Source organism: Lacipirellulaceae bacterium (genome assembly GCA_040218535.1).
Taxonomy (GTDB): domain Bacteria; phylum Planctomycetota; class Planctomycetia; order Pirellulales; family Lacipirellulaceae; genus Adhaeretor.
Map to the genome: position 1 here is coordinate 612114 of JAVJRG010000012.1, position 17938 is coordinate 630051.

The 17938-nt window shown below is 55.4% G+C and carries 27 protein-coding genes and 2 pseudogenes; all 29 read right to left on the minus strand.

The window, feature by feature from the left end; translation table 11 throughout:
- Positions 1-542: 542 nt before the first annotated feature.
- A complete protein-coding gene (locus RIB44_16535; protein MEQ8618185.1) occupies positions 543-692 on the minus strand; it encodes a hypothetical protein in 150 nt (49 codons plus the stop codon).
- Positions 689-907: an addiction module protein gene (locus RIB44_16540; GenBank protein ID MEQ8618186.1), complete on the minus strand. Its 219-nt coding sequence runs from the start codon at positions 905-907 to the stop codon at positions 689-691. The genes RIB44_16535 and RIB44_16540 overlap by 4 nt, the downstream gene beginning before the upstream one ends.
- Before the next feature lie 212 nt (positions 908-1119).
- Positions 1120-2001: a hypothetical protein gene (locus tag RIB44_16545; GenBank protein ID MEQ8618187.1), complete on the minus strand. Its 882-nt coding sequence runs from the start codon at positions 1999-2001 to the stop codon at positions 1120-1122.
- A gap of 270 nt (positions 2002-2271) precedes the next feature.
- A complete protein-coding gene (locus RIB44_16550) occupies positions 2272-2856 on the minus strand; it encodes a putative metallopeptidase (GenBank protein ID MEQ8618188.1) in 585 nt (194 codons plus the stop codon).
- Positions 2857-3473: 617 nt separating this feature from the next.
- Positions 3474-4106 (minus strand): annotated as a pseudogene (locus tag RIB44_16555) (L17 family ribosomal protein).
- Between the two features lie 63 nt (positions 4107-4169).
- Positions 4170-5162, minus strand: coding sequence for a DNA-directed RNA polymerase subunit alpha (locus tag RIB44_16560; GenBank protein MEQ8618189.1), 993 nt, complete (start codon positions 5160-5162; stop codon positions 4170-4172).
- 109 nt (positions 5163-5271) lie between these two features.
- Positions 5272-5898 carry a 30S ribosomal protein S4 gene (gene rpsD, locus RIB44_16565; protein MEQ8618190.1) on the minus strand — a complete coding sequence of 209 codons (627 nt, stop codon included), beginning with the start codon at positions 5896-5898 and terminating at the stop codon, positions 5272-5274.
- A gap of 96 nt (positions 5899-5994) precedes the next feature.
- Entirely contained in the window at positions 5995-6387 is a 393-nt protein-coding gene (rpsK, locus tag RIB44_16570; protein ID MEQ8618191.1) for a 30S ribosomal protein S11, read from the minus strand.
- 73 nt (positions 6388-6460) lie between these two features.
- A complete protein-coding gene (rpsM, locus tag RIB44_16575) occupies positions 6461-6844 on the minus strand; it encodes a 30S ribosomal protein S13 (protein MEQ8618192.1) in 384 nt (127 codons plus the stop codon).
- Positions 6845-6909: 65 nt separating this feature from the next.
- Entirely contained in the window at positions 6910-7023 is a 114-nt protein-coding gene (gene rpmJ, locus RIB44_16580) for a 50S ribosomal protein L36 (GenBank protein ID MEQ8618193.1), read from the minus strand.
- Positions 7024-7180: 157 nt separating this feature from the next.
- On the minus strand, positions 7181-7993 hold the full coding sequence (map, locus tag RIB44_16585) for a type I methionyl aminopeptidase (protein MEQ8618194.1): 813 nt from the start codon (positions 7991-7993) through the stop codon (positions 7181-7183).
- Positions 7994-8100: 107 nt separating this feature from the next.
- On the minus strand, positions 8101-8673 hold the full coding sequence (locus RIB44_16590) for an adenylate kinase (protein MEQ8618195.1): 573 nt from the start codon (positions 8671-8673) through the stop codon (positions 8101-8103).
- Positions 8674-8757: 84 nt separating this feature from the next.
- Entirely contained in the window at positions 8758-10116 is a 1359-nt protein-coding gene (gene secY, locus RIB44_16595; protein ID MEQ8618196.1) for a preprotein translocase subunit SecY, read from the minus strand.
- Positions 10117-10200: 84 nt separating this feature from the next.
- On the minus strand, positions 10201-10698 hold the full coding sequence (gene rplO, locus RIB44_16600; protein ID MEQ8618197.1) for a 50S ribosomal protein L15: 498 nt from the start codon (positions 10696-10698) through the stop codon (positions 10201-10203).
- On the minus strand, positions 10695-11267 hold the full coding sequence (gene rpsE, locus RIB44_16605) for a 30S ribosomal protein S5 (GenBank protein ID MEQ8618198.1): 573 nt from the start codon (positions 11265-11267) through the stop codon (positions 10695-10697). Before rpsE ends, rplO begins: the two co-directional genes overlap by 4 nt.
- Positions 11268-11307: 40 nt before the next feature.
- Complete coding sequence (gene rplR, locus RIB44_16610; protein MEQ8618199.1) at positions 11308-11673, minus strand: 50S ribosomal protein L18; 366 nt, start codon at positions 11671-11673, stop codon at positions 11308-11310.
- A 58-nt stretch (positions 11674-11731) separates the two neighbouring features.
- The gene (gene rplF, locus RIB44_16615) at positions 11732-12274 is read right to left on the minus strand and encodes a 50S ribosomal protein L6 (protein ID MEQ8618200.1); all 543 of its coding nucleotides are present in this window, start codon (positions 12272-12274) and stop codon (positions 11732-11734) included.
- Between the two features lie 102 nt (positions 12275-12376).
- A complete protein-coding gene (gene rpsH, locus RIB44_16620; GenBank protein MEQ8618201.1) occupies positions 12377-12778 on the minus strand; it encodes a 30S ribosomal protein S8 in 402 nt (133 codons plus the stop codon).
- A gap of 104 nt (positions 12779-12882) precedes the next feature.
- Complete coding sequence (locus tag RIB44_16625) at positions 12883-13068, minus strand: type Z 30S ribosomal protein S14 (protein ID MEQ8618202.1); 186 nt, start codon at positions 13066-13068, stop codon at positions 12883-12885.
- A gap of 27 nt (positions 13069-13095) precedes the next feature.
- On the minus strand, positions 13096-13653 hold the full coding sequence (gene rplE / locus RIB44_16630; GenBank protein MEQ8618203.1) for a 50S ribosomal protein L5: 558 nt from the start codon (positions 13651-13653) through the stop codon (positions 13096-13098).
- A 75-nt stretch (positions 13654-13728) separates the two neighbouring features.
- Entirely contained in the window at positions 13729-14076 is a 348-nt protein-coding gene (gene rplX / locus RIB44_16635; protein ID MEQ8618204.1) for a 50S ribosomal protein L24, read from the minus strand.
- A gap of 34 nt (positions 14077-14110) precedes the next feature.
- Positions 14111-14479, minus strand: coding sequence for a 50S ribosomal protein L14 (gene rplN, locus RIB44_16640; GenBank protein ID MEQ8618205.1), 369 nt, complete (start codon positions 14477-14479; stop codon positions 14111-14113).
- A gap of 213 nt (positions 14480-14692) precedes the next feature.
- A pseudogene (gene rpsQ, locus RIB44_16645) lies at positions 14693-14938 on the minus strand (30S ribosomal protein S17).
- Between the two features lie 48 nt (positions 14939-14986).
- Positions 14987-15193, minus strand: a complete 207-nt coding sequence (gene rpmC / locus RIB44_16650) for a 50S ribosomal protein L29 (GenBank protein MEQ8618206.1) — start codon at positions 15191-15193, stop codon at positions 14987-14989.
- Between the two features lie 19 nt (positions 15194-15212).
- Positions 15213-15614 (minus strand): 50S ribosomal protein L16, encoded by a 402-nt coding sequence (gene rplP / locus RIB44_16655; protein ID MEQ8618207.1) that lies wholly within the window; start codon positions 15612-15614, stop codon positions 15213-15215.
- Positions 15562-16257: a 30S ribosomal protein S3 gene (gene rpsC, locus RIB44_16660; GenBank protein ID MEQ8618208.1), complete on the minus strand. Its 696-nt coding sequence runs from the start codon at positions 16255-16257 to the stop codon at positions 15562-15564. The genes rplP and rpsC overlap by 53 nt, the downstream gene beginning before the upstream one ends.
- Before the next feature lie 86 nt (positions 16258-16343).
- Positions 16344-16670 (minus strand): 50S ribosomal protein L22, encoded by a 327-nt coding sequence (rplV, locus tag RIB44_16665; protein ID MEQ8618209.1) that lies wholly within the window; start codon positions 16668-16670, stop codon positions 16344-16346.
- A 50-nt stretch (positions 16671-16720) separates the two neighbouring features.
- On the minus strand, positions 16721-16990 hold the full coding sequence (gene rpsS, locus RIB44_16670) for a 30S ribosomal protein S19 (GenBank protein ID MEQ8618210.1): 270 nt from the start codon (positions 16988-16990) through the stop codon (positions 16721-16723).
- A gap of 46 nt (positions 16991-17036) precedes the next feature.
- Positions 17037-17897 (minus strand): 50S ribosomal protein L2, encoded by an 861-nt coding sequence (rplB, locus tag RIB44_16675; GenBank protein ID MEQ8618211.1) that lies wholly within the window; start codon positions 17895-17897, stop codon positions 17037-17039.
- Between the last annotated feature and the right edge of the window lie 41 nt (positions 17898-17938).

Sequence of the window (17938 nt, forward strand, 5' to 3'; positions counted from 1 at the left end):
TCTGATCAACACGGCGTAGCCCAGAAAAGAACTTGCCCAAACTGCGGAGAAGATATTCTTACAGCAGCGAAAAAGTGTAAACATTGCGGCGAATTCCTCGATCCAATTCTACGCGATCAACAGCGCATGGATAGCAACGCAACGAAGCCCTTGGACCCACAGGCACCTAATCCAGGAGTTGCGGCGGTCTTGAGCCTTGTAATTCCTGGCGCTGGTCAGATGTATCGTGGAAAAATTGGGGAGGGATTCGTCTGGCTTGTCTGCGTGTGTATAGGCTACCTGCTTCTTATCATCCCTGGCCTCATTCTTCATATTTTTTGCATAGTCTACGCAGCTTCATCCAACCAAAGTAAATTCGACTAGACTTTCACGTTTCAGGCTGGAAGCACTGCTCTACTTGTCACGACAGCCGTCGCCATGTCCACTCAGGATCGCGTCGAGCATCCAGTACGGCCATCACCACGACTAGCTCTGCGTGAACTTCGTAATAGATGGCGTAGGGAAAACGGCGCGATAGTACACGGTGATAACCGTAAGCAATCTCATGAATTCCGCCATAGAGTGTGAGTGACTTCGATGTCAGCGATCAGGCAATCGCGAAAGTAGCTCCCCAGGCCCGGTTCCTGTGCTTCATAAAACCAGTAACCAGCAACAAGATCGTCTTCTGCATCGGAGGAGACTTCGACAATCATTGACCCAACTTCTGCAGACGTTGCTTGACTTCTTGCCAAGGGCTTAGTGTCGCCTCACCGGATTCAAGGCGGCGTTTCCGCTCTTTCAGCACTTCTTCGTGCCATGCAGGTGACTCGACATCGCTTGGTTTCTGGCAGAGGCTAGCCCAGATCGTTTCAATGGTCGCGAGTTTGTCGGCGACGGACATGCTATCCAAGGGTAGGTCGACGGGCATTGGAGGTCCTCACGTGGAAGAACTGGAGATCTCTGCAATTATACTCGCGCGAATGGCTGTGTACGAGTATCACTTCCTGTCAACGAATCTCACGAATCGCACGAATTTTGTTCGCATCGAATTCATTCGTGGAATTCGTGAGATTCGTTGACAAAACGAGAGTACAATCCAGATTCCTCGGTCGCTGGGGCTCGGTCGGAATGACACGAAGGCTACCGCTCCGCTAGAATCTCGCTCGGCGGCACCTGGAGTAGCCTGACGAGGATCAGTTTGCTCTGTGGCGTTCCCGAGGTTTCGGCGACGTGGAAGGCGTTGCCGAGACTGCTGCCGGCGTCTTCGAGGCCGCCGAGGATCAGGATTTCGCCGGCGGAGATTTCTGCCGCGATGCGTAGGCGAGAGAAAGTCTCGCGTTCGCGGGAGGCGGTCATTAGGAAGATGCCTTTGTCAGAACCGATGCGTCGGTTGCGAAGCTGGCCGTGGTGCAACTCGGGGGTGACGCTCAGGCGAACGCGTTGGCCGGTCTGGGGTGTAGCTTTCAGCGAATAGACGGCTTCCACCTCGCGATACTCGTTGCCGCTCAGCCCACTGTCATCGTTGATGATCACCTGCAGCTTTTCACGGACTTCGCTGGCGGTGATCGGCATCTGTTCACGAAGGGAGAGCTGCTCGACCCGGCGGGTGATACGCGGCTGGGCGGTCAGGGTGGTGATCACCTTCTCGCCGGTCATGGCCGTGTCGTCCGAGGTTGGCTGGTCGACGAGTTCGAGGAGCTCCGTCAGCTGAACAGGAAGCGGCGCGCCGACGGTCCCGGCGCGGAGGCCATTGGCGGTCAAGCGGCTACGCGTTTGGTTGTCGATTTGCTGTTCGTCGACACGCTGCCAAAGCTCGCGGACTTCGGCTTCCATCTCGACGGGAATTCGCACGTGGAAGACTTCCAACGTCACACTTTCGGGTGCGGACTCGATCGGCCTAAGGAGCGACTCGAATGCTTCATCCGAAGGAGCAAGCATTGTATGGCAACCGACCAAGGCACAGGCCAGGGCGATACAGAGGCCATGGTAGAGCAACAGTGCTGGATGAAACCGAACGGGCATGGAGGAGTTTTGCAGCTGTCAGCGATCAGCCATCAGCTTCTTTTAGGGCTTCCTTGAAACACAGGGTAGCGCGAGCGTTGCGGAGAATAGGATTTCAGTGCTTCGACGGCAATGGCGGCAGCGGGTGCTAGCAACGTTTGAAAAGGCAGCCGGCAAGCCAACAGCTTGCCTGCAATTTGCTTGCCGACTTTCCACCGCTTGTCCGGCGAGCTGTTAGAAGCGCGGCTGTCTTCGTGCTTCACGGCGTTCCTCACAGTGCGACGTTCTCTTTCACGCAGGAATCAGCTTCGGTGCGGGCCAGCGTGTGCCGACGATGCGGCCATGCTCGGCAGTCAGCTCATTGAAGTCGAACTCAAGAAAATCGTAGAGGTGGGCCGGTGGATCGGCCGCGAGCCATTGCTGGGCGAAGCGTTCCATTTGAGCGTCGTACTCTCGTTGTGAATTGCCATGCGCATAGTTGCGCCCCGGGAAGCGGCGCAGGTCGCCGTCGAAATTCGGCCCGATGTGCCACAGTTCGTGCAGCAGAGTGGCCAGTTTTTCTTCGAGAGAAGTATTCAAAAACCGCGGCAGATAGATGCTCAGGATATAGAGATACTCTCGCCCTTGGCGATCGCAAACGGATTGAACCAAATAACGTCGACCCCGCGTACGCTTCTCGCGAGCACCACCTTCGAAACGCAACGGCGTTAGCGACGCGTAGATCCCGTGGGAAACATCCCTGCGAGCTTGGACGAGACTAACAGCAACGCGATCGAAATCGATGTGCGAGAACTCCGGCAGCCGTGCGATCATATCGCGGCAGACCTTCTCGATGGCAGCGGAGAAGTTGAAGCTTTGGCCAGGGTCTGAAAACAAAGTGCGCCCCTCCTTGGGTACATTTCGCGAATCAAAGGAGCGTCATTTCAAGCACGCCCGTCGAACCACTTCTCTTATCATACGCCGAAGGCGTTACATCCCATAGCCTAGGGTTCGATCATCACGAGCCCCAGCGAGTGTGACCGTACCCTAGGTCAAATCCGACAACAAACATCGACCGAGCAACAAGTCATGGATGCCGATAAGCTTTACCGAGGTCGAAACGAAAATGGTTAGCCTCGGCGTGTTGCGACCTCGGTTGAGCGCCGCCGGTAGTCAAGCCTTCTTGCTCGGTCGCCTACCTACGTTCAATTGCGTACCCAGGGTAGGTCAAAGCTCGCCGGGGCTCGCTGTTGACCAACCCTGGGCTATGTTATGTAACGCCTTCGGCGTAGCTTTAGAAATCCTAACCTTCCGAAGTCGCTCATATTCAAACAACAGGAGGCCGCAGAGGAAACAAAGCATTACGATGCTCTGCTAACTCTGCGACCTCCTGATGGCTTCTCAGGTCGCGAGAAGTATGTCTGCTACTCTTTCGACTCTTCCTCGTCCGCAGCAGCTTCTTCGCTCTCGTTTGTCTCCTCGGCAGCCTCCTCTGATGTGGATTCTGCCTCTTCCGCAGATTCTTCTTCGGCTACCTCTTCATCCGCTGGTGACTCTTCCTCAGCGGGCGCGTCGTCGAAGGCGGGCTTTTCGCTCTTTTGAACGACACGGTCTCGAACGCCAACGAACTCGAGAATCGCGCGGGTTGCATTATCTCCGAGGCGGGGATTCGCTAAGCGGACGATGCGAGTGTATCCGCCTGGACGTTCCATGAATCGACCAGCGACTTCTTCGAAGAGAACTGAGACGGCGTTCTTGTCTCCGAGCAGTTGGAGGCATCGCCGACGGGCGGCGACGGCGGGTGCCATCGCGGCGTTCCATTGCGACCACTTGTCGCTGGATCGCCAAGCCTTGTACTGATCGCTCCCCTGCTCTGCGTCGGTTCCGAATTGGCGTGCTTCTTCAGCAGCAGCGAGTCCACGACGAGCGATCGTGATGCACTTCTCGACCAGTGGGCGAACTTCCTTGGCCTTGCTGATCGTGGTGACAATACGTCCCTTAACCGTAGGCTCGCTTTCTAGCTTGATGTAGCGAATGTCCTCGACATCACGTTCGGTGAGGAAGAGCGCGGAAGCAAGGCTACGCAGCAAAGCGCGTTGATGCTTAGGATTGCGACCGAGCTTGCGGCCTTTACGACGATGACGCATGGTTGGGTTTCCTGAATACTTCTTTCAGCACTTCGCAAGCGAAGCGGCACGGTGTTGCTGTTGCTACATGCTTGATGCGGCGGGGACTCTCATGCCAAGGTGCAAGTTTAGCTCACGCATTTTTTGCTGCACTTCGGTCAAGGTGGTTTCGCCGAAGTTACGTACTTCAAGCAGTTGATCTTCGGTCAATGCAACTAAGTCGCGGACCGTAAGGATGTTTTCACTTTCGAGGCAATTGCTTGCTCGCACAGAGAGGTTCAAGTCAGCAAGCGTCATGTTGAGCTTGGCATCGAGAGCCGCATCGCCACCGCCACCTGGGCCAGAGCGTGGTGCGGAGTGAACTTGCGAGCCGAGCTCCGTGTACTGAACAAACGGAGCCAAGTGCTTGCGAAGAATCTTCGAGGCTTCGACCAGTGCCATTTCAGGGCTGAGCGAACCATCGGTGAAGATCTCCAAGGTGAGCTTGTCGTAGTTGGTCTTTTGGCCAACGCGTGTTTCTTCAACGTCGTAGCGGACGCGAGTGACGGGACTAAACACGGCATCGATAGGGATAATGCCGATCTCTTGGCCCCCTTCACCATGCTCGCCCGAAGAGACATAGCCGCGACCATTTTCGACGACCATTTCCACAACGAAAGGAACATCGTCGGTGAGGGTGGCAATCACCAAGTCTTTGTTGATGATCTCAACGGACTCATCCGTCTCGATATCCGCGGCGGTGACGTCGCCCGCGGTGTTGCGTTCAACGCGAAGAACCTTTGTTGAATCACTATGGTTCTTGACCACCAATGATTTAATATTCAGCACAATGTCCGTGACATCCTGCAGGACGCCCTCAATCGTGGTGAATTCGTGCTGCGCGTTGTGAACTTTGATCTGCGTGACGGCACTACCTTCGAGGCTCGAAAGCAGAATGCGACGCAAGCCGTTACCGATCGTGGTACCGAAGCCACGCTCGAACGGTTCCGCATAGAATTTGCCATAGTTGGCAGTGAGCGACTCAGCGTCGCAAACTACTTGACTAGGAAGCTCAAGTCCACGCCAGCGAATATGCATTTGGAGGGTCTCCGGGGAGTTAGTGGCTAGCAATTGATGGCTAGTCACTGGTGTTTCTATTGAGTGGCTATCGTTTCGAGGAAGGCTCGTCGACTGTTGGAACCGAAACTTATCTTGAGCAGAGCTCAACGATTAGTTGGGTTTCGATGGGGATCGAAACATCCTCAGCAGCAGGCAGGCGACCGATGATGCCCTCGGGGACGCCTTCAGTCGTTACGGATAGGAAGTCAGGAACGTCAACGCCCCCTTCTTCGATATGACCACGAGCCAAATCGAGGCTCTTTGCACGGTTCTTCACGCGGATGATATCGCCCACGCGAACCTGGAAGCTTGCGACGTCGGTGCGGACACCGTTGACCGTAACGTGACCGTGGTTGATCATCTGCCGTGCTTGGCTACGGCTGAGGCCGAAACCGAGACGATGAACGACGTTGTCTAAGCGACGTTCTAGCAAGCTCATCAAGACGTCGCCCGTGTTCCCTTTAGCACGTTCCGCCTGCGTGAAGTACTTGCGGAACTGGCGTTCCAGCACGCCGTAGTAATGCTTCACCTTCTGCTTTTCACGCAGATGGATACCGTAGTCGGTCTGCTTACCACGACGGTAGTTTTGCTGTCCTGGTGGTTGCTCGCGGCGTTCGATCGCGCACTTCGGCGTATCGCAACGCGTGCCCTTGAGAAAGAGCTTCATTCCGTCGCGACGGCAAAGGCGACAAACAGGTCCGGTGTATCTTGCCATAGTTTCAGCTTCTTCGTTTCTTTATGCCAACTTTAATGCTATCCAGATTCCTCGGTCGGCTAGCCTCCCGTCGGAATGACATGTCTTCTCTATACGCTATACGCGTCGCTTTTTGCGGGGGCGGCAGCCGTTGTGGGGAAGCGGCGTGACGTCCTCAATCGACTTGACCTTTAGGCCGGCCGCTTCGAGGGCGGTGATCGCACTTTCGCGACCGCTGCCGGGGCCCTTCACACGGACCTCAACATCCTTGACGCCAAACTTCCGTGCTTTTTCAGCCGCCTGTTGAGCAGCCATCTGACCGGCGAACGGTGTGCTCTTGCGACTTCCCTTAAAGCCACTTGTACCGGCGCTCGCCCAGCAAAGCGTGTCGCCCTTGGTATCGGTGATTGTCACGGTAGTGTTGTTGAACGTAGCAACAATGTGAGCCACGCCCACAGTCACGTTGCGGCGTGCCTTTTTGGCTTTTGATTTGGTTTTCTGCTTGGCCATAAGTTTCTACTACTTTTGATTTCAAAACGCCGAACAAGCTCGGCAACTAGACATTGTTGGCAACCGCTGGCTATTAGCGGAGATCTTTCACGCCCTTCTTACCGGCAACGGTCTTCTTGGGGCCTTTGCGTGTGCGAGCGTTGGTCTTTGTGCGTTGGCCGCGAACGGGCAGGCCGCGACGATGTCGCAAACCTCGATAGCTTGCGATGTCTCGCAGGCGGGAAATGTTTTGGCTGACTTGACGGCGGAGTTGACCCTCGACGGTGTAATCTTTGTCGAGCAGAGCCGCGATGCGAGCGACCTCGTCTTCGTGCAACTCACGGGCACGAGCCTGAGGATTGACCCCTGCTTTGTGGCAGAGCTCACGGGCTGTCTTCTCACCAACACCATAGAGGTAGGTCAGGGACACAACCGTGGGGCGGTCGGCGGGGATATCAACACCAAGCAAACGTGGCATCTGGGGAACTCCAAAAAATCAAAGTCGCAACTTGTACGGTTTATGAACGGCTAAGCCGCAAGCGGTTAGCCTTGTCGTTGTTTGTGACGGGGGTTGCTGCAGACGACCCGAACCACGCCACGGCGGCGGACGACTTTGCACTTGTCGCAAATGCGTTTCACACTGGCACGGACTTTCATGGCGGGGTTTCCTGCTCTAGGTCTTCAAATAAAAACGTCTTCTGACAAAAACCGGGGCCACTACTGTCGGCTCCGGCGAGATTGGTCGAAACGTGCTAATATAGCCGTTTCTGGGAGGAGGCTTCAAGGGCTGGCAAGCGGTTTTTGTCTCGTTCCGCTAAACAGCCAATTCTTCCAATTCTGCGGGCGTGGGGGCTCTGGTAAGCAGTTCGGGGCCGTCTTCGGTAATCGCAATCGTATGCTCAAAGTGGGCACTTGGCTTGCCGTCGGCGGTGACTTGGGTCCAGTAGTCTTTCATCATTTTCACCCGCTTGGTGCCCATGTTGACCATGGGCTCAACGGCAATCACGAGACCTTCCTCGATGAGAAAATCGCCGCTCCCTTTGAGCCCCCGGCCAGCAAAGTTAGGCACTTGCGGGTCTTCGTGCATGTCGCGTCCGATGCCGTGCCCGACAAAGCACTCGACCGTGGAGAACCCGTGGTCGCGGACGTACTTGGCCATCTCGCGAGCAATCGAGCTCCAGCGGTTCTTCACCGCGAGCAGTTCAATTGCCAAATCGAGCGTCCCTTGCGTGACATCGAGTAACTTCTGGACTTCTGGGCTGACTTCACCAATGGCGTGGGTCACGGCCGCGTCGCCGCACCAGCCGTTGAGGCGACAGCCGGTGTCGATGCTGACGATGTCGCCCTCTTCGAGTGGACGATCATCGGGGATGCCGTGGACGACCGCCTCGTTGACGCTCATACAAGTGACGGCTGGAAACGGTGGCTTGGTTTTGACGGAGTTGGGGTAGTTCTTAAACAGCGGCGTCGCACCAAGCTCATCGAAGTGGGCTTCGATCGCCTTGTCGATTTCTTTGGTCGTCGCTCCGGGGCCGATCATCTCCGCAGCGATCTGATGCGCACGCCAAACTGCCAGGCCAGCGCGCCGCATTTTTTTGAGTTCGCGTTTGGATTTCAGTTCGGCCATCGGAGGCAGTTCAGATTCGCTTGTTGTTCAGGCCAGATCGATAGACTGCTGGCAAAAGGTGCAGGGTGTCGCGAGCAACTGCGAAACGAACCCTACAAAGTATTTCTCTACTCCGTTGCTCCATGACTTTCCTGTCCCACGGCAGCCACGATGCGGCCGAACACCTCATCCGGTGTGCCGTGGCCATCGATCACGTGCAGCACATCACGCTGCTGGTAATATTCCAACAGCGGACGGGTTAAGTCGTTGTATTGCTGCAATCGCTTTTTGATAATCTCCAGGTTGTCATCCTCGCGGCCTCGATCTGATAGCCTCGCAAGGAGAATCAACTCTTCGACTCGAATCTCGACAGCCAGATCCAACGGCATGCCATGCTCTTCGAGCATTTCATCAAGCGTCTCCGCTTGAAACTCCGTCCGTGGGAATCCATCCAGGATGTATCCGCCTTGGCAGTCGGGTTCCTCGACGCGGGCGACGAGAATCTCGCGAACGAGATCATCGGGCACCAATCGCCCCGTCTGCATGAACTCTTCGGCCTGCTTGCCGATGGGCGTTCCTTGACGACATGCTTCGCGGAGCAGGTCGCCGGTAGAAAGGTGTGGAACTTTCAGCTTCTCGGCAAGCCGAACTGACTGCGTCCCCTTCCCGGCACCGGGCGGCCCTATGAAAACAATCCGCATAACTCTCGCGTCGCTGTGCCCATTGCTACTGACTTCCCTGAGCAGGTCAGCTGAATACAGCAACCAACCCAGTACGCCTCGGCTTTAGGATTCCAGCAGTCCTTTGTAATTCCGCATCACGAGGTGACTGTCGATCTTCTGCACGAGGTCGAACGCAACACTAACGGCAATCAGCAATCCTGTTCCACCGAAGAAGCTCGATACCAAGTAGGAAACACCAACCGAGGCAGAAATCAAAGTAGGAATAATTGCTACCAAAGCCAGGAAGCCTGCACCCACGTAGGTAATGCGGAACATGACTTTTTCCAAATAGTCCGAGGTACGCTTCCCGGGACGATAGCCTGGAATGAACGAGCCGTAATTCTTCAAGTTGTCCGAGACGTCTTTTGGATTGAAGGTGATCGCTGTCCAAAAGAAGCAGAAGAAGTAAATCAAGGCGATGTATGCGATGACATACAGATAGGAGTTCGCCTGGAAGCTATCGGCAAGTGACCGCATGATCGCGCCAAACGTGCTGTCTGGGTCTTCGCTAAGCTTGGCGAGCTGCCCGAAAAGCAACGCGGGAATCATCATCAAACTGCTGGCGAAGATAATTGGCATCACGCCAGCTTGGTTCACCTTGAGAGGCAAGTATTGGCGTGCCCCGCCGAAGACTTTACGACCCCGGACGTGCTTAGCGCTCTGCATGGGAATGCGGCGTTGGCCAAGGGTGATGTAGACCACGCCAACCACCACGGCCAGGAACATCGCTGCCAACAGGAGCAATTGCTCAATGCCGTATTCGCCTTTGCCGCCTTCAAGAGAAATCGAAGCGTTGCCCAAAAGCTCAGCGGCTGCCGCCGGCATGGAAGCGAGAATACCCGCCATAATCAAAAGGCTGATACCGTTGCCGATGCCGAACTCGTCGATCTGCTCGCCGATCCACATCAGGAACACGGTTCCCGCTGTCATCGTTAGGACGCTGATCATGATCCAACTGAACGGCAGCGAACCGTCAACGAGATAAGTCTCTTTGACTAATCCCTGGGGAATCACAAAAGCCGTCACGTAGAGATAGCTTTGGATCAAGCAAATCGCCACCGTCGCGTAGCGCGTGTACTCGTTGATTTTCTTACGGCCCGCTTCACCCTCTTTCTGGAGGGCTTCCAGAGGAGGATAAACGCTGCCGAGTAGCTGAAAGATAATCGACGCCGAAATATACGGCATGATTCCCAGACCGAAGATTGTGACTTGGGTCAATTGGCTAGCACTGAGCATCGCCACCTGTTGGAGACCCTTGGCGAAGTCGCTTCCACTTTTACCGAAGGCTTCGATCGCGTTAGGGTCGACAATTGGCAGCGGGACCTGAAAGCCAAGTCGGTAAACGGCCAACAGACCTAAGGTAAGAAGGATCTTCTTGCGAAGTTCCGTAATCTGCCAAACGACGCGGAGCTTTTCCCACATACAACAATCCTGCTTGGTTGAATCCTACCTAGTTTGTGAAATCAGCTCAGGTGATGAATCGTAGGTCGCAAGATGAAAGGTGGGTTAGGCCTTGGCAGCCTTCTTCTCCCGCTTCTTTTCTTCCACGGGAATCTTGGCAGCCAGGACGACCATTTCCGCACCAGCTTTTTCGATCTTCTCTGCCGCACTCTTGCTGAAACGGTGTGCTTGGATGGAAACCTTCTTGGTCAGCTCGCCATCGCCCAGCACTTTGAGAATGTCGAAACGCCCGCGAGCCAAGTTCTTCGCCGCCAGAGCCCTCAGGGAGACTTCCTCGCCTGCCTCGAAATTGTCGTTGATCTGGCCAACATTGACCACAGCAACTTTCAAAGCCCAGCGATTGTTGAAACCACGCTTGGGGACGCGGCGTACCAGTGGCATTGCACCACCTTGGAACGTTGGCTTGCGAGAGTGACCCGAGCGCGAGCCCTGCCCCTTATGACCGCGACCGGAGGTCTTGCCATGGCCGGAGCCGGAGCCTCGACCGATACGTTTTTTCTTTTTATGACCGCGTATGCCGCGGTGGACGTCGCTTAAATTCATGAGAGGTTTACTCCACGGAGGCGCTCGACCTCGATTTTTGGCCGTAGTTGCTTGAGCCCCGCGATGGTCGCTTTCACTAGCGAAACGGGATTATTCGATCCGAAGCTCTTCGTGAGAATGTCGTGAATACCAGCCGCCTCGCACACCGCACGTACGGCTGCGCCGGCGATGACACCGGTACCGGGACCCGCGGGAACCAGCACCACACGAGCGGCACCGAATTCGCCAACCACTTGGTGAGGAATGGTGGACTCATCCATGGGGATTTCCACCTGGCTACGCATTCCTTCTTTGACGGCTTTCTCGACACTGGGCGGCACTTCGTTGGCCTTGCCATAACCCCAGCCGACTTTGCCCTTGCCGTTACCGACCACGACCATGGCGGCAAAGCTAAAGCGACGACCGCCTTTGACAACGGCAGCACAACGCTTGATCTTGACGACCTTCTCTAAGAGTTCGCCGCGTTGCTTCTCTTCGTCGGACTTCTGCGGGCGACGACGGCGCTTGCCGCCTTTACCGTCGGACTTGCCGTCTTTTTTCGAATTGCTGGGGGGGGCACCAGTGGACACGGTTACTCCAGTGAGTTTGCTAATGCTTGTTCTGTGTTTTCTAGAAATCGAGGCCTGCTTCACGGGCAGCTTCGGCAAGGGCGGCGACTCGACCGTGGAACTTTGCAGCTCCGCGATCAAAGCGAACTTGCTTCACACCTGCGTCGGCCGCACGTTGGGCGATGATCTTGCCAACTTCCGAAGCGGCAGCAACATTACCGCCGTACTTGATACTGGAAAGACCTTTGTCGGTAGTCGAAGCAGAAACAAGCGTCTTGCCTTGCTCGTCATCGATAATCTGTGCTGTGATGTTCTTATGGCTGCGTGTCACACAAAGGCGCGGACGCTCAGCATCGCCGCGTAGTCGCTTGCGGACGCGGTACGTGCGACGTTGACGTTGTTTGCCGATGGCTTTGGCGTGTTTCATGGCTTTTCTCTCATAACGACATCCGGTTGATGTCGGCAATTTTTGTTCTACTCAACAACTACTTGGCAGTCTTACCGGCCTTGCGACGGACTTGCTCGCCTTCGTAGCGGACGCCCTTCCCTTTGTAAGGCTCTGGCTTGCGGACGGCACGGACTTCAGCGGCAAACTGTCCGACCTTTTGCTTGTCGGTACCTTTGACAACAACGTGTGTTTGATCAGGGCAGCTGACATCCAATTCTTTAGGAATCTTCTTGTGGATCTCGTTGGCGAAGCCGACACGCAGTTGAAGTGTGTCACCTTGAATTGCGGCCAGGTAACCTACGCCGTGGATTTCGAGACGCTTCTCGTAACCGTTGGTGACTCCTTCGACCATGTTGGCAATCAAAGCGCGAGTCAAACCGTGCAAAGCACGGCCTTCGCGATCGTCCTTCTTGCGAGTGACGACGACCTCCTTCGCCTCATCATCGACTTTCACTTCGATTTCAGGACGGTGCGTAAAGGAAAGCTTCCCGAGCTTGCCTTCAACATTCACATCGTTGCCTGCGACGTTAACTTTAACTCCGTCGGCGATCGCAACAGGTTTTTTTCCAATACGGGACATTGCTTAGGGCCCTTGGCTACTGGCTGTTAGCTCTTGGCTGATTTGTTGTTTCTGTTTCTCTAACTGAAAGCCAATAGCCGATAGCTATCAGCCAACAGCCGCTTACCATAATTCGCACAAAACTTCGCCACCGAGCTTCTTCTGACGTGCTTCGCGGTCGCTGATCACACCTCGGCTGGAACTGATAATCGAAATGCCCAACCCGTTGAGGATCGGACGCAATTCGGTCGCTCGGCTATATACACGGCAACCTGGCTTGCTAACTCGTTTAATGTGACGAATGACCCGCTCGCCATTGGGACCGTACTTCAGGTCAATGCGTAAGTGTTTGACAGGCTTGCCTTCGACGGCTTCTTCGGTCCAGTCCCAAATGTAACCTTCGCGCTTGAGCACCTCAGCCACGCCGCGCTTGACCTTGGACAGCGGAATCGCTACCTCGGGTTTTTCTACGCTAACGGCATTCCGGATGCGGGTGAGCATATCGGCGATCGGGTCGGTCATCATTGCGGGTTCATTCCCCTCGCGGGGACGCTTGCGTTGTTGCTAATACGGCAGTCGTGGGTGACGCCGGTTAACGAATCTCTATTAGGATAAATAACTTGTCGGAACTACCAGCTTGCCTTCTTCACACCAGGGATCAGGCCCTTGTCGGCAAGGTTGCGGAAGCAGATTCGGCAAATGCCAAACTTGCGATAAACGGCACGAGGGCGTCCGCAGAGCTTGCAACGCGACTCGCGTCGCGAGGAATACTTGGGCGTTCGGTTCGCCTTCGCGATTTTTGACTTGCTTGCCACGTTGGGCTCCTCAAACTTTCTAAATCGTTAGGTTGCTGACTCGGGAGTCTTGAACGGCATTCCAAAGCCGCGGAGCAGTTCACGAGACTCGTCATCCGATCCGCCGGTGCAGCAGATGGCGATGTTCATGCCCTGCGGGCGGGTGTACTTGTCTGGGTTCAACTCAGGGAAAACCAATTGTTCAGTCAAACCAAGGCTGTAGTTTCCGTTGCCATCAAAGGCTGTGGGCTTCAAGCCGCGGAAGTCGCGGACACGAGGCAGCACCAGCGAGATCAAGCGATCCAGGAATTCGTACATCCGTGGGCCGCGGAGCGTGACCTTGCAGCCGATGGCTTGACCTTCGCGTAGCTTAAAGCCGGCGACACTCTTGCGTGCCTTGCAAACCATCGGCTTTTGGCCGGTGATTTCTGCCATTGCTGAGACTGCCTCTTCGATGTGCTTCTTGTCGCTGATCGCCGAGCCGACGCCCATGCTGACCACGATCTTTTCGATCTTGGGCAGATTCAAGCGATTGTCCCGACCAAGCTTCTCCTTGAGAGCCGGCAGCACTTGGTTTTCAAATTGTTCTTGAAGTCGTGGAGTCATTGTTTTGGGCTCGTGGCTGTCGATTGTCGGCTGACGGCCCTGGCTAATAGCCGAAAGCCGATAGCTAATAGCCTTTTACTTCTTTGCGTATTTTTCTTTCGCGGGGGCAATCTCACCGGCGCTGGCGTCGCAGCTTTTGCAGAAACGCTCTTTTGCACCGTCGTCTAGGTAGCGGGCACCCAATCGTGTCTTCTTGCCGCAGCTCTCGCAGATGTAGGCGAGGTTCGACAGCTGGATGGGCATTTCCTTACTCAGACGACCACCTTGGGGATGCTTCTGGCTACGTCGGACGTGCTTGTAAACACGATTCACGTTCTCAACCAACGCTTTTCCCGTGGCGCGATCAACCTGGATCACACGGCTTTGCGTGCCGCGATCAGCACCGGTCGTCACTTCGACGGTATCGCCTGTTCTAATGAGCATGGTTACAGGGCCTCACTACTTATACGACTTCGCGTTATACAACTTCACTGGCAAGACTGACGATCTTCATGAATCGACGCTCGCGTAATTCACGGGCAACAGCACCAAAGATGCGTGTTCCCCGCGGGTTATTATCTTTGTCAATCAGCACAATCGCGTTGCTATCGAAGCGAACGTAGCTGCCGTCGGGACGACGCGTGGGTGCTTTGGTTCGCACGATCACGCCGCGGATGACGGATTTCTTTTTCACTTCGCTGCCTGGGATGACGCTTTTCACGCTGCAGACGATCACATCGCCAATCTGTGCGAAACGGCGTCGGCTACCACCAAGCACCTTGATGCACATCACTTCTTTCGCACCGGTGTTGTCCGCGACAGCTAGGCGGGATTGCATTTGGATCATGGGTAAACTCGAAAACTTCTTTTATGGCTAAACCGGCAAGCGTTGCGGTTAATCTTCTGTTGTTTCTTGGGAGTCAGCTTCAGCCGACTCAGGAGCTTGGGCCTCTTCTTGCTTCACTTCCTGTGGCTTGGGGTCTTTGGCGCGGGCCTCTTCAATTTCTTTCTGGCGAGCCTCTTCAAGCTTCGCTGCGGCACGCATCGCAGTGATGTCGACCAATTGACTCTTCTCTACCACCCGAAGCAAATCCCAACGCTTCGTCTTACTCTTGGGTGGGCACTCGATGATCTCGACGGTATCGCCGATGCCCGACTCGTTATTCTCGTCATGCACGTGGCAGATCGTTTTACTGCGGACAAACTTGCCGTACTTGGGATGACGCTTGAGACGCTTGATTTCCACGCGACGTGTCTTGTCGCACTTATCGCTCATCACGACGCCGGTTAGTTGTTTCTTTGGCATGCTGAGTTTCTGGGATAGGGGCTCTTGCTACTGAATGAGCTGCTCGCGTTACTTTGCGGCGGCCGCTTTTTGTCTTTCGGTTTGGATCGTTTTCACGCGAGCAATCAACCGACGCTGACGACGCAACTCGCTTGGGGCGTCGAGCTTTTCCGTCTGGGACTGCACACGGAGGCGAAATAAGTTTTCGGCCGCATCCTTGAGCGTCAACTCAAGTTGCTCGTCACTCATGTCGCGTAATTCGCTGTTGTTGGCCATTGTGCTTCGCTGTTTCGTTCTAGGTACGTTTCACCATGCGGACGCGAACGGGCATCTTATGAGCCAAGCGGGCAAAGCAAATTTTAGCCGCCTGCTCAGTCACGCCGCTCACCTCGTACAAAATCGTGCCTGGCTTGACCGTTGCGGCCCAGTAGTCAGGCTCTCCCTTACCCTTACCCATACGGGTTTCAAGCGGAATGGACGTAATCGACTTGTGGGGAAAGATGCGAATGTACAACTTTCCTTCACCACGGACGTATTGCTGGGCAGCGATACGACCCGCCTCGATCGTCGCGGCGCTGATCCATCCGCCCTCCATCGACTGGAGACCGTACTCGCCGAAGACGACCGTGTTGCCACGGGTCGCGTTACCTCTTATACGACCTCTTTGGCTTTTTCTGTGTTTGACCCTCTTCGGCATCAGCGCCATCGGCTTGGTCCTCGAACATACCCTGGTTAATCCAAACTTGAATGCCAATGTGGCCTTGGGCCGTCTTGGCTTCGACAATGCCGTAATCGATCTTCGCCCGCAAAGTGCTGAGCGGAATCGATCCGGAAATCTGCTTCTCACGACGGGCCATCTCGGCACCGCCCAGTCGACCCGCGAGCTGAATCTTGATGCCCTTGGCACCTGCTTCCATGGTTTGTTCCATGGCTCGCTTCATCGTGCGGCGGAAACCGGCACGCTTGACGAGTTGTTCAGCGATGTCTTCTGCCACCAACTGAGCTTGCAGCTCAGGGCGGTTAATCTCTTCGATCTTGATGTTGATGCGCCTGCCCACCAGGGCCTGCAACTCATCTTGCAACTGCTCAACCTCGGTACCTTTGCGCCCGATGATCACACCAGGACGGGCAGCATGGAGGATGACTTTCACTTCATCACGTGTCCTCTCGATTTCCACTTTGGGGATGCCGGCGAACTTGTACTTCGAATGGACGTAATCGCGAATCTTCTTGTCCTCGACAAGCAGATCGGCAAAGTCCTTCTTCGAGGCGTACCAGCGGCTCTTCCAGTCGAGCATAACGCCCGTGCGAAAACCAATTGGATTGACTTTTTGACCCATAAGTTTGGGGCTTTCGGCTGCTGGCCTTTGGCTATTGATTGAAGGAACTCCGCCAATAGCTAATAGCCAAGAGCTAATAGCCTTTCCTATTCAATGGCAATATGGATGTGTGAAAAACGTTTCTTGATGATGTGAGCCATGCCACGGGCACGGGGGCGAACTCGCTTGAACATGGGGCCACCATCGACGCGGGCTTCGATCACTCGCAGGCCACCAATGTTGGTAGCACGTTGATCTTCGGCGTTGCCCAACGCGCTTTTGAGCACCTTCTCCAACATCCGAGCGCCACGCTGTGGCTGGAACTTCAAGATCGCCAGTGCGTCATCGACTCGCTGACCACGAATCAGCTTCGCCAAGGGGCGAACCTTCGTCGCGCTGATTCGTGCGTGTTTATGGTGTGCTGTGTATGCCATAGTTAAAGCCTTCGTTTGGCGAACCATTGCTGCGGCTAAGCCGCGGGCGGTTATTTTTTGCCTTTGCCGCCGTGACCACGGAAGTTGCGAGTTGGCGAGAACTCGCCCAACTTGTGGCCGACCATATCTTCGGTGACCTGAACCTTCAGGTGCTGCTTGCCGTTGTGGACCATGAAGGTGTGGCCAACAAACTCAGGGACGATCGTGCAGGCACGTGCCCAAGTGGTGATTGGCTCTTTCATCCCCGCCTCGTTTTGCTTCTCTACCTTGAGATAGAGCTTCAAATCGACGTAAGGTCCTTTTTTAAGCGAACGGCCCATAGTTAGTTTTCAGTGTGCAGTTTTCAGTTTTCAGTTACGGACGCAACTACTTGATCAATTTCTGTGTGCCGTAGCGTTTGCTGCGGCGACGGCGGATGATGGCCTTGTTTGATGCCTTGCGACGCTGGCGTGTCGAACCACCCTTAGCGCTCTTGCCCTCGGGACTCACGGGGTGACGGCCACCCTTGGTGCGACCTTCGCCGCCACCGTGCGGGTGGTCGATTGGGTTCATCGCGGTTCCGCGAACATGCGGGCGACGCCCCATCCATCGCTTACGGCCTGCTTTGCCGAGAACGATCATCGAGTGATCACCGTTGCCGGTCGCCCCAATCGTTGCGCGGCAAGCAGAAGGGACACGGCGAATTTCACCGCTGGGCAAAGAAATCTGTGCCCACTCAGCTTCGCGAGCCATCAGCGTGGCGCTGGTCCCCGCACCACGGCAGAGGACGCCACCGTTTCCGGCACGCAGTTCAACATTGTGGATTTCAGTCGCTAGCGGGATCTTCGCTAGTGGCAAGCAGTTGCCCAACTTCGCGGGAGCTTCGGGACCGCTCATCACCTGATCGCCTGCCTTCAATCCGGCAGGAGCCAGAATGTAACGCTTCTCGCCATCGGCATAGTGGAGCAAAGCGATGCGAGCAGAACGATTGGGGTCGTACTGAATCGAATCGACCTTCGCGGGGATTCCGTCTTTATTGCGGCGGAAATCGACCACGCGATAACGCTGCTTGTGTCCACCACCACGGTGGCGGGCAGTGATTTTGCCTTGATTGTTGCGGCCGCCGGTCTTGGTTTTCGAGCGGAGCAAGCTTTTCTCTGGCTTGGCTCCTGGAGTCAAGTCAGCGAAGTCGCTCACCGAGGCGCCGCGACGGCCCGGAGTGGTCGGTTTGTATTTTCGAATACCCATAGTCGGTGGCTTTCAGCTATCGGCTGTCGGCGATCAGTTTC